The organism is Nonomuraea zeae (genome assembly GCF_005889725.1).
GTDB classification, from domain to species: domain Bacteria; phylum Actinomycetota; class Actinomycetes; order Streptosporangiales; family Streptosporangiaceae; genus Nonomuraea; species Nonomuraea zeae.
The window spans coordinates 26679-38267 of sequence record NZ_VCKX01000102.1 but is presented as its reverse complement, the minus strand read 5'-3'; the positions used below and the strand labels follow the sequence as shown (position 1 = coordinate 38267).

Sequence of the window (11589 nt, the reverse complement as noted above, 5' to 3'; positions counted from 1 at the left end):
CGCCCAGCCCACCCCCACCGACGGCCTGCGGGCCTACATCGAGAGCAACCTCGACTTCATGCGCGTCCACCGCAAGCCGCTCATCGCCCTCATCGAGATCATCGCGCACACCCCGGGCGAGGGCGGCGGCCCGAATCCGTACGCGGAGCAGGCCGAGGTGGCGATCACGGACCTCGAGAAGCTGCTGGAGTGGGGCCAGCAGTCCGGCGAGTTCCGCGACTTCGACAAGCGGAGCATGGCCGTGAGCATCCGGGGCGCGATCGACGCGGTGCCAGGACGCCTCATCCACGAGCCCGACTGCGACCTCGAACTGCTCACCCGTGAGCTGATAACGACCTTCACGATCGCCACCAGGAGCCAGCGATGACCGCCATGACAGATATGACCGCGGCCTTAGAGATCAGGGGCCTGTCGAAGACCTTCGGCGAGAACATCGCCGTCGACCACGTGGACCTCACCGTGCCCCGGGGTTCCTTCTACGGCCTCGTCGGCCAGAACGGCGCGGGCAAGACGACCACGCTGTCCATGGCGGTCGGCCTGCTCAGGCCCGACTCGGGCACCGCGCGCATCTTCGGCGCGGACGTCTGGTCCGCCCCCGCCGAGGCGAAGCAGCTGGTCGGCGTGCTGCCCGACGGGCTGGCGATGCCCGAGCGGCTCACCGGCCGGGAGGTGCTCACCTATCTTGGCCTGCTCAGAGGGCTGAGCAAGGAGGTGGTGGCCGAGCGGGCCGAAGAGCTGCTGTCGGTGCTGGAGCTGGACGGGGCCGAGAAGACCCTGGTGATCGAATACTCGACCGGCATGCGCAAGAAGATCGGCCTGGCCACGGCGCTGCTGCACGCGCCGAAGCTGCTGGTGCTGGACGAGCCGTTCGAGGCGGTGGACCCGGTGTCGGCGGCGACGATCAAGATGATCCTGCGCGGCTTCGTGGCGGGCGGCGGCTCGATCGTGCTGTCCAGCCACGTGATGGCGCTGGTGGAGCAGCTCTGCGACCACGTCGGAGTGATCGACAAGGGTCGGGTGGCGGCGGCGGGCCCGCTGAACGAGGTACGGGGTACGGCGACGCTGGAGGACCGGTTCGTGGAGCTGGTCGGCGCGGGCACCACCGGCACCAGGGGGCTGTCATGGCTGTAGCGCTCACCCTGGTCAGGATGAAGGTCGCGATCCTGCGCCACTCCACCAAGGGCCAGCGCGGCAGCACGATGGCCACGGGCGGCACGCTCGGGCTCGTGCTCGCGGCGGGCACGATCTACCTGGCCATCCAGCCGGGCGACTGGCTGGCCGCCGCGTACGCGGTGTGGATGCTCGGCTGGATCATCGGCCCCGTCTTCTCCGGCGGCGGCGACGAGACGCTGCGCCCGGAGTTCTTCTCGCTGGTGGGGCTGCCGCCGCAGCGGCTGGCGGCGGGGTTGCTGGTGTCGGCGTTCGTGGGCGTGGCGCCGGTGATCAGCTTGATCGCGCTGTCGGGGCTCGTCGTCGCGGGCGCGCGGGAGAGCGCCGTGGCCGCCCTCGTGGCGGTGCCCGCGATGGTGTTGCAGCTGGCCGTGTTCGTGCTGCTGTCGAAGGTGGCCGTGGCGGTGCTGGGCATCGCGCTGCGCTCGCGCGTCGGGGCGGTCGGCGCGGGGCTGATCAACGGCGTGGTGCTGGCCTTCCTGGGGCAGGCGTGGGTGTTCGCCGTGGCGTTCGGGCAGGGCGGGCAGATCCCCGGGTTCGTACGGTACCTGCCGTCCGGATGGGGACTGCTGGCCGTACAGGGTGACTACCTGGCGCTGGCCGCGATGGCGGTGCTGATCGCGCTGCTGCTGGCGGCATGGGCGGCGCTGCTGACCCGGCGGGCCGGCGCGAACCGGACCTCGGCGCGCGGCCGCAGGCCGATGCGGGCCGCCACGTCCCAGGACGCGGTGGTGGCCAAGGAGCTGCGCACCTGGTCGCGTGACCTCGTGCGCAACCACCAGCTCACGTTCGCGCTGGCCTACGGAGTGTTCTTCGCGGGCGCGCCGCTCGTGCTCGGGTGGACGGGCATGCTGCCGTGGGCGGCGCCGATCTTCATCGTGATGGCGGCGTCGATGACCTCGAACATCTACGGCACCGACGGCACCGCCCTCTGGCTGTCGCTGATGACGCCGGGCGCGTCGGACGTGCGCGGCAGGCAGCGGGCGTGGCTGGTGGCGGTGGCGCCGGTCGCGCTGGTGCTGGCGGTCGCGTTCACCTCGATCACCGGCGGGCCGTGGGCGCTGATCCTGGCGATCACGGCCGCGCTGCTCGGCGGCGGGGCCGGGATGGTGCCGCTCCTGTCCGTGTACGCGCTGGTCCCCGGCACCGATCCGCAGCGCAGGGCCGGCAACCCCCTGCGGACGAGCGAGGACGACGGCGCGCTGACCGGCCTGGCGTACCTGATGATGGCGCTCGTGGCGGTGACCGCGGTGCCCGCCGGCGCGGTGGCGGCGCTGTACGGCTGGTGGGGCGTGGCGGCCGGGATCGCGACCGGCGCCCTGTGCTACTGGGGGCTGGGCCGGCTGGCTCAGCGCCGCCTGGCCGCCCAGGGGCCCGAGCTGCTGCACATGATGCGTACGGGACGCCGGCCGGAAGGCGGCCCCGGCACGGCCTTCAAGCTGCCCGACATGCCCAAGGCGCAGCGGACGATCGTGATGATCTGCTGGTCGCTCGGGGCGATCCCGCTGATCCCGCAGGGCGTCGTGGCCGGTGTCTTCATCTCCAACGGGCAGCTCAGGCACAGCTGGTTCCTGGCCACGTACATGACGCCCGGGCTGCGCTGGCCGGTCGTCGCGCTCATGGTCGCGATCGGGCTGACCATGTACGGCCTCGGCCTGTGGATCCCCCACCGGGCCAAGAAGCGGGCCGCGGGCTGAGCGCTCCACGGGGACTGCCCGGGACAGGCCCCCGAGCATCCTGTATACGATAAGTCCCCATATGACTGATCTGACGCTGGGCGCGGCCCACCGGACCTTGCGCGACGAGGTCACCAAAGAGCTGCGCCGCCGCATACTCTCCGGCGAGCTGGCCCAGGGCGAGCGGCTGGTCGAGGACCGGCTGGCCGCCTCGCTCGGCGTCTCGCGCAACCCCGTCCGCGAGTCCATCAGGGTGCTCGCGGCCGAGGGGTTCATCCAGGTGGTCCCGCGCCTAGGCGCCACCGTGGCCCGGCTGTCCGCCGAGGAGGGCGAGGAGCTCTTCGACGTGCGGATGGCGATCGAGGGGCTGGCGGCCCGGCTGGCCGCGCGCAAGCACTCCCCCGCCGCGGTCGAGCGGCTGCGCCGGCTGCTCGACCAGGCCAGGGAGGCCGTGGACGCCGGGCGGCTGGCCGAGGTGGCCGACCTCAACACGGCCTTCCACCTGGCCGTGGGCGAGGCCACGGGCAACGCCTACCTCGCGCTGATGATGAAGCCGATGCTCCAGCGGGCGCAGTGGATCTTCAGCCAGACGGCCGCCGCACGCGGTCCGCACTCGTGGCAGGAGCACCTGAGCCTGTGCGAGGCCATCGCGGCAGGCGACGAGGACGAAGCCCAGGCCAGAGCCGTCGCGCACGTGGCCGCGGCCCGGCGATCCTTCCTGGCGGCAGCGGGCCGTAGGACAAAACACCCAAACAATTAGGGAACACTCAGGTAACGACATACAGTTACGAAACACCACTGAAATGTGGAATCTTGTATACAGTCTCCTAAACGTTTCAACGGAGGCCCCATGCGACCGTCCCCCAGGTTCGTCGCGGCGCTCGTCACCCTCCCCCTCGCCCTGGCGGCTTGTGGTGGCGGCGGTACGAGCAGCACGCCCGCGGCACCTAGTTCCATAGCCAGCGCCTCGGCCGACAACCGGCCGGTCAAGGCCGGTGGCACGCTCAACATCGCGCTCAACGCCGACCCCGACGCGCTGGACCCGAGCATCTCGACCACGCTCGTGGGCCGCGAGGTGTTCGCGAACATGTGCGAGAAGCTCTACGACATCGACAACACCTCCACGCTGGTCCCGCAGCTCGCCTCGGCCATGCCCGAGCTGTCCGGCGACGGCAAGGAAGTGACGATCAAGCTCCGCGAGGGCGTCAAGTTCAACGACGGCACGGCGCTCGACGCCGAGGCGGTCAAGAAGTCGCTCGACCGGCACCGCACGTGGGAGAAGTCCGCGCGCCAGGCCGACCTGGCCGTGGTGTCCAAGGTCACGGTGGTCGACCCCACGACCGTGAAGCTGACGCTGACGCAGGCGTTCACGCCGCTGACCGCCCAGCTCGCCGACCGAGCCGGGATGATCATGTCGCCGAAGGCGCTGGACTCCGAAGGCGACAACTTCGGCGCCAGCCCGGTGTGCGCCGGACCGTTCAAGTTCGCGAGCCGTACGTCCGGCAGCCAGATCACGCTGGAGAAGTCGGCCGACTACTACGACGCGGCCAAGGTCAAGCTCGACAAGCTCGTATACAAAATCATCGTCGACCCCAACGTGCGGGCCGCGAACCTGAAGTCCGGCGACGTGCAGGTGGCCGACCAGCTCGCCACCAACACGGTCAAGGGCGTCCAGGACGACCCGAACCTCGCCGTCGTGTCCGGCGGCGGCCTCGGCTACTACGGCTTCCAGATCAACATCGGCAACGTCAGCGGCTCCACGGAGAAGCCGGGCGCGGTGGACACGGCGCTGGGCAAGAGCCCGCAGCTCCGTGAGGCGTTCGAGCTGTCGCTCGACCGCGACGCGATCAACAAGACCGTATACAACGGCCTGCACGCGGTCGACTGCTACCCGGTGCCGCTGGACAGCCCGTACCGGGCGAAGGACCTGACGTGCGCCAAGCGTGACCTCGCCAAGGCCAAGCAGCTCGTGCAGGCCTCCGGCGTGCAGACGCCGATCGCGGTCACGATGGCCACCCCGAATGACGCCGTCAACCAGCGCCTGGCGCAGGTCATCCAGTCGATGGCCAAGGAGGCGGGCTTCAACGTGACCGTGCAGACGGCCGAGTTCGTCAGCGTCCTGGAGCAGGGCAAGGCCGGCAAGTTCGACGTCCTGCTGAGCGGCTGGTCGGGCCGGGTGGACCCGGACGGCAACCTCACGAACCTGGTCACCACCCAGGGCAGCAACAACTACGCCGGCATGTCCGACCCCGGCATCGACGACCCGATCAAGCAGGCCGCCGCCGAGACGGACCCGGCCAAGCGCGCCGAGCTGTACGCCGGCGCCATGAAGAAGGCCGCCGAGCTCCGGGGCGTCGTGTACCTGTACCACAACAAGTACTACCTCGGCACGCACAAGACCGTCGCCGGCATCCAGTACTTCGAGGACGGGCTGCCGCGCTACGTCACCGCCGGGTTCGCCGCGTAATGCTGTGGTTCATCCTCCGGCGTTGCGGGTCGGCCGTTCTCGTGCTTTTCCTGTCCAGCGTCCTGATCTTCTTGGGGATCAGGGCGCTGCCCGGTGACCCGGCCACGGTCATGGCCGGCCAGGAGGCCTCGCCCGCCGCGGTCGAGGCCATCAGGAAAGAGTTCGGCCTCGACAAGCCGCTGCCCGCGCAGTACGTGGACTACCTCGGCCAGACCCTGACCGGGAACTTCGGCCGCTCGACGCAGGACCAGATCCCCGTGGCCGAGATCCTCGCCGAACGGCTCCCGGTGACGCTGGAGCTGTCCGCGCTGGCCATGCTGGTCGCGATCGTCATCGGCGTGGGCGCCGGCATCGTGGCGGCCGTCCGGCGCGGGAAGTTCGCCGACTACGTGGCCACCGGGTTCGGCCTGGCCGGGCTGTCGGTGCCGCACTTCTGGCTGGGCCTGCTCGGCATCCTGCTGTTCGCGGTCACCTGGCGGGTGCTGCCCGCCTCCGGGTACGTCCCCTTCACCGAGAGCCCCGGCCAGAACCTCCAGCGCATGATCCTGCCGGCCATCGTGCTCGGCATGGGCTTCGCGGCGATCCTGATGCGGCAGACCCGCTCGGCCATGCTGGGCGCGCTGTCGGCCGACTACGTCAGGACCGCCAGGTCCAAGGGCCTGTCCGAGACCAAGGTGGTGGGCGCGCACGCGCTGCGCAACAGCCTGACGACCGTGGTGACGGTGCTCGGCCTCCAGCTCGGCGCGCTGATCAGCGGCGCCGTGGTGACCGAGCAGATCTTCGTGATCCCCGGCTTCGGCAAGCTCACCGTGGACGCGGTCCTGACCAGGAACTATCCCGTCATCCAGGCGGTCGTCCTCGTCACGGTCATCGGATACGTGCTGGTCAACCTGCTGGTCGACATCGCCTACGCCTTCCTGAACCCGCGAATCCGGCTTTCGGGAGGCGGCCATGACTGAGGTAATGAGACGTACCAGAATGTGGCGGCGCTTCCGGCGGCGGCCGATGGCGATGGCCGGCCTCGTGCTGGTGGTCGCGTTCGTGCTGCTGGCGCTGGCCGGGCCGCTCGTGACGGGCGACCCGGCGGCGCAGGACTACATGGCCACGCTCGCTCCCCCGTCGGGCGCGCACCCCATGGGCACCGACGACCTGGGCAGGGACGCCCTGGCCAGGATCGCGCACGGCGCCCAGGTCTCGCTCCAGGCGGGCGTGCTGTCCACGCTGCTGGCGATGGTCATCGGCATCCCGATCGGCCTGGTCGCCGGCTTCTACCGGCGCTGGCTGGACCCGATCGTGATGCGGCTGGTGGACGTGACGCTGGCCTTCCCGTTCCTGGTGTTCGCGGTGGGCCTGGCGGCGATCATCGGACCCTCGCTCAAGGGCGTCGTGCTGGCGCTGGGCTTCTCCCAGCTCCCCGCCATCATCCGGATCACCCGGGGCGAGGTGCTGGCGGTCAGGGAGATGGACTACGTGGCCGCGGCCATCGCCGACGGCGCGGGCGACGGGCACATCATCTTCCGGTACGTGCTGCCGAACTGCCTCAGCCCGCTCATCGTGCAGGCCACGGTCGCGATCCCGGCGGCCATCATCGGCGAGTCCACGCTGTCGTTCCTGGGTCTCGGCGTGCAGCCGCCCACCCCGTCATGGGGTGTGATGCTGACGACCGCGCAGCAGTACCTGAGCGACGCGCCCTGGCTGGCCATCTGGCCCGGCCTGATGATCGCGCTGGCCACGCTGGGCTTCAACCTGCTCGGCGACGGGCTGCGTGACGTACTGGATCCGAGGAGCGCGCGATGAGCCTGCTGGAGATCACCGATCTGCGCGTCGGTTTCAAGACCGAGGACGGCCTCGTCCAGGCGGTCAGGGACATCTCGCTCACCCTGGACGAGGGCGAGATCCTCGCGCTGTGCGGGGAGTCCGGCTGCGGCAAGTCGGTCACCGCGATGTCGGTGCCCAGGCTGCTGCCGCCCGGCACCACGCAGCTGTCCGGCTCGATCAAGCTGGACGGCCGCGAGCTCACCACGCTGCCCGAGCAGGAGATGCGGAAGGTGCGCGGCAAGACGGTCTCGGTCGTCTTCCAGGAGCCGATGACCTCGCTGAACCCGTCGTTCACCGTCGGGTACCAGATCGCCGAGGTGCTGCGCAGGCACGAGCGCCTGTCCCGCCAGGCGGCCGCCAAGCGGGCCGTCGAGCTGCTGGAGCTGGTCGGCATCCCGGCGCCGGCCCGCCGCATGAAGGAGTACCCGCACCAGCTCTCGGGCGGCATGCGGCAGCGCGTGATGATCGCGATCGCGGTGGCCTGCTCGCCCCGGGTGCTCATCGCCGACGAGCCCACCACGGCGCTCGACGTGACGATCCAGGCGGGCGTGCTGGACGTGTTCCGCGACCTGCGCGACCGGCTCGGCACCGCGGTCATCCTGATCACGCACGACCTGGGCGTGGTGGCCGACATCGCCGACCGCGCCGTGGTCATGTACGCCGGCCGCGCCGTCGAGCAGGCCCCGGTGGCCGAGCTGTTCGCCAACCCGCGCCACCCGTACACGCTGGGCCTGATGAAGGCCCTGCCCTCGGCCGCCGTGAACGGCCGCCTGGCCGAGATCCCCGGCATGGTGCCCTCACCGCTGTCGGACCCGGACGAGTGCGCCTTCCAGGACCGCTGCCCGCACGCCCAGGCGGACTGCCGGCTGTCCAGGCCCAAGCTCGAACGCCAGGCCGCGGACCACCTGGCGGCCTGCTTCCACCCTGGAGGTCAGTCGTGATCCTGCGGATCGACAACCTGGTCAAGCACTACGGCCCGGTACGCGCCGTGGACGGCCTGTCGCTGGAGATCGGCCAGGGCGAGGTGCTCGGCCTGGTCGGCGAGTCGGGCAGCGGCAAGTCCACCGTCGGCAAGTGCGTGCTGCGCCTGACCGAGCCCACCTCGGGCGCGATCGAGCTGGGCGGCAAGGACATCACCCACCTGTCGCGCCGGGCCATGCGCCCGCTGCGCAGGGACGTCCACATGGTCTTCCAGGACCCCTACTCCTCGCTCAACCCGCGCTTCACGATCGAGCAGATCGTGGGCGAGCCGCTGCTGCGGCACAAGGTCAGCGACCGGCGCGAGACGGCGCGGCGGGTGGCCGCCATGCTGGAGAAGGTCGGGCTGCGCCAGGAGATGGGCAAGCGTTACCCGCACGAGCTGTCCGGCGGGCAGCGGCAGCGGGTGGGGCTGGCCAGGGCGCTGATCCTGGAGCCCAAGCTGGTCGTGGCCGACGAGCCGGTGTCGGCGCTCGACGTGTCCGTGCAGGCGTCGGTGCTCAACCTGATCACCGACCTGCAGCGGGACATGGGCTTCTCGTGCCTGTTCATCACGCACGACCTGTCCGTCGTGGAGTTCCTGGCCGACCGGATCGCCGTCATGTACCTCGGCCGGATCGTGGAGTCGGGTCCGACGGCCGAGATCTTCGCCGGGCCGCGGCACCCGTACACGCAGGCCCTGCTGTCGGCGGCCCCGGTGGCCGATCCGGTCAGGCAGCGCGAGCGGCGCAGGATCGTGCTCGGCGGTGACGTGCCGAGCCCGGTCGATCCGCCTGCCGGGTGCCGCTTCCACACGCGCTGCCCGCTGGCGTACGACGCCTGCCGGACCGACGAGCCCTCTTTGCACGATCCACGTGGCGGCGGCCATCCGGCCGCCTGCCACCTGGTAACGGCGGACCGCGTCCCCGACGCGGCCGCACATTGATCGAAGGAGAGATTTTGTTCACCACCAGGCCCGAGCTGACGGGCGACTTCGGCATGGTCGCCAGCACGCACTGGCTGGCCTCGGCCACCGGGATGGGCGTACTCGAACGCGGCGGCAACGCCTTCGATGCGGCGGTGGCCGCCGGGTTCGTGTTGCAGATCGCCGAGCCGCATCTGAACGGCCCCGGCGGCGAGGTGCCGATCCTGCTGTGGAGCGAGGCCGACCAGAAGGTGTCGGTGGTGTGCGGTCAGGGTGTGGCCCCGGCGGCGGCCACCATCGAGCGCTACACCGAGCTCGGCCTTGACGTCGTGCCCGGCACCGGGCTGCTCGCGGCGACCGTGCCGGGCGCGTTCGGCGGGTGGATGCTCATGCTGGAGCGCTGGGGCACCTGGTCGCTGGCCGACGTGCTCGCGCCCGCGATCCACTACGCCGAGCACGGGGTGCCCGTGCTGGACCGGATCGCGGCCACGATCGAGTCGGTCGAAGGATTGTTCAACGATGACTGGCCCACGTCGGCGGCGACGTGGCTGCCTGGTGGGAACGTTCCCGCGCCCGGATCGAAGCTGGCCAACCCGGTGCTGGCCGCCACCTACCGGCGGCTGGTCGCGGAGGCCACCGCGGCTTCGAGCACGCGCGAAGGCCAGCTCGAAGCCGCCCGCAAGGCGTGGTACGAGGGCTTCGTCGCGCAGGCCGTGGCCGAGTTCAGTGCCAAGACGGCCTGGCGTGACAGCTCCGGCGAGGTGCACGGCGGCCTGCTGACCGGCGACGACCTGGCCGGCTGGTCGGCCACCGTCGAGGAGCCCCTGACCTACGACTACCACGGGCACACCGTGTGCAAGACGGGCGCGTGGGGCCAGGGTCCGGTGTTCCTGCAGCAGCTCGCGTTGCTGTCCGGCTTCGACCTGGACGCGATGGGGCACCTGAGCGCGGACTACGTGCACGCAGTGACGGAGGCCGCCAAGCTGGCCTTCGCCGACCGGGAAGCCTGGTACGGCGACACCGACGTCCCCATGTCCGGCCTGCTGAGCGAGGCGTACAACGTGGAGCGGCGCCGGCTGATCGGCGCCGAGGCGAGCCTGGAGCTGCGGCCCGGCGCCCCCGGCGGCCGGGCGCCCAGGCTGCCCGACTTCCCCGAGCCCGGCACCGCGAGCAACGCGCCCGGCATCTCGGGAGCGCGCTCGCCGCAGGGCGTCGGCGAGCCGACGGTGGCCCGCAACGGCGCGGTCAAGGGCGACACCTGCCACGTCGACGTCGTGGACCGCTTCGGCAACATGGTCTCCGCCACCCCCAGCGGCGGCTGGCTGCAGAGCTCGCCCACCATCCCCGAGCTGGGCTTCTGCCTCGGCACGCGGGCGCAGATGTTCTGGCTGCAGGACGGCCTGCCGGCCTCGCTGCGGCCGGGGACGCGCCCCCGCACCACGCTGTCCCCCTCGTTCGCGCTCAGGGACGGCCGGCCGTGGCTGGCGTTCGGCACCCCGGGCGGCGACCAGCAGGACCAGTGGAGCCTCAACTTCTTCCTGTCCGTGGTCCACGGCAAGCTGAACCTCCAGGAGGCCGTGGACGCCCCCATGTTCCACTCCGAGCACTTCCCCAGCTCGTTCTTCCCGCGCGGCTCGCGCCCCGGCGTCCTGCACGCCGAGAACCGCGTGGACGCGGGCGTGCTGGCCGAGCTGCGCCGGCGTGGGCACGAGGTCGAGGAGCAGGGGCCCTGGTCGCTCGGCAGGCTGAGCGCGGTGGCCCGTGACGGCGCCTTCCTCAAGGCCGCCGCCAACCCGCGTGGCGCTCAGGGCTACGCCGCCGGCCGATGAGCCCCGCCGACCTGCTTTTCCTGGTCGGCGCCGGTCTGCTGGCCGGGGTGGTGAACGCCCTGGCCGGCGGCGGCACGCTCATCTCCTTCCCCGCCCTGCTGGCGCTGGGCTATCCGAGCCTGACCGCCTCCGTGACGAACGCGGTGGCGCTGTGGCCCGGCTATCTCGGCGGCGTGCTCGGCTACCGGGCGGAGCTGCGCGGCCAGCGGCGCCGGGCGACGGCGCTGTCGATCACGGCCGTGCTGGGCGCCTGCGCGGGCAGCGCGCTGCTGCTGCTGACGCCGGGCCGGTTCTTCGAGTCGCTGGTGCCGTGGCTGGTGGCCTTCGCCAGCCTGGCGCTGCTGGCCCAGCCGTGGCTGCGCAAGCTGTTCGGCGGCGAGGAGGGCGAGGAGCCGAGCCGGCTCGTGTACGCCGGGGTCTTCCTCGGCGGCTGTTACGGCGCCTACTTCAACGGCGGCATGGGCGTGCTGCTGCTGACCGTGCTCGGCATGTTCCTGCACGACAGCCTGCATCGCGTCAACGCGGTCCGGGCCATATTGGCGCTGGTCATCAGCACGGTGTCCGTGGTGGCCTTCTCGCTGTTCGGCTCCGTGCAGTGGCAGGCGGTGGCGGTGGTCGCACCGGCCAGCCTGCTGGGCGGCTTCCTCGGCACCCGGCTGGCCCGACTGATGTCGGCGAAGGTCCTGCGCGGCGTGGTCGTCGCGTTCGGACTGGGCGTGGCGGTGGCGCTGGCCCTGCACTGACGCG

The 11589-nt window shown here is 71.2% G+C and carries 10 protein-coding genes and 1 pseudogene; all 11 read left to right on the top strand.

Going from position 1 to position 11589, the window contains the following annotated elements; genetic code table 11:
- Positions 1-367, top strand: a pseudogene (locus tag ETD85_RS63335) (TetR/AcrR family transcriptional regulator); the annotation flags it as partial.
- Between the two features lie 5 nt (positions 368-372).
- Positions 373-1131 carry an ABC transporter ATP-binding protein gene (locus tag ETD85_RS29440; RefSeq protein ID WP_138693051.1) on the top strand — a complete coding sequence of 253 codons (759 nt, stop codon included), beginning with the start codon at positions 373-375 and terminating at the stop codon, positions 1129-1131.
- A complete protein-coding gene (locus tag ETD85_RS29435; RefSeq protein ID WP_138693047.1) occupies positions 1122-2867 on the top strand; it encodes a hypothetical protein in 1746 nt (581 codons plus the stop codon). The genes ETD85_RS29440 and ETD85_RS29435 overlap by 10 nt, the downstream gene beginning before the upstream one ends.
- Before the next feature lie 61 nt (positions 2868-2928).
- Positions 2929-3606, top strand: a complete 678-nt coding sequence (locus tag ETD85_RS29430; RefSeq protein WP_138693046.1) for a GntR family transcriptional regulator — start codon at positions 2929-2931, stop codon at positions 3604-3606.
- Positions 3607-3696: 90 nt separating this feature from the next.
- A complete protein-coding gene (locus ETD85_RS29425; protein ID WP_138693045.1) occupies positions 3697-5313 on the top strand; it encodes an ABC transporter substrate-binding protein in 1617 nt (538 codons plus the stop codon).
- The gene (locus ETD85_RS29420; RefSeq protein WP_138693044.1) at positions 5313-6272 is read left to right on the top strand and encodes an ABC transporter permease; all 960 of its coding nucleotides are present in this window, start codon (positions 5313-5315) and stop codon (positions 6270-6272) included. The genes ETD85_RS29425 and ETD85_RS29420 overlap by 1 nt, the downstream gene beginning before the upstream one ends.
- 4 nt (positions 6273-6276) lie before the next feature.
- Positions 6277-7110 (top strand): ABC transporter permease, encoded by an 834-nt coding sequence (locus ETD85_RS29415; RefSeq protein WP_138693043.1) that lies wholly within the window; start codon positions 6277-6279, stop codon positions 7108-7110.
- Positions 7107-8072, top strand: coding sequence for an ABC transporter ATP-binding protein (locus ETD85_RS65980; RefSeq protein ID WP_138693042.1), 966 nt, complete (start codon positions 7107-7109; stop codon positions 8070-8072). Before ETD85_RS29415 ends, ETD85_RS65980 begins: the two co-directional genes overlap by 4 nt.
- Positions 8069-9034, top strand: coding sequence for an ABC transporter ATP-binding protein (locus ETD85_RS65975; protein WP_240779507.1), 966 nt, complete (start codon positions 8069-8071; stop codon positions 9032-9034). Before ETD85_RS65980 ends, ETD85_RS65975 begins: the two co-directional genes overlap by 4 nt.
- Before the next feature lie 53 nt (positions 9035-9087).
- Complete coding sequence (locus ETD85_RS29400; protein ID WP_138693049.1) at positions 9088-10842, top strand: gamma-glutamyltransferase family protein; 1755 nt, start codon at positions 9088-9090, stop codon at positions 10840-10842.
- Positions 10839-11585 (top strand): sulfite exporter TauE/SafE family protein, encoded by a 747-nt coding sequence (locus tag ETD85_RS29395; RefSeq protein ID WP_138693041.1) that lies wholly within the window; start codon positions 10839-10841, stop codon positions 11583-11585. The genes ETD85_RS29400 and ETD85_RS29395 overlap by 4 nt, the downstream gene beginning before the upstream one ends.
- Positions 11586-11589: the final 4 nt, after the last annotated feature.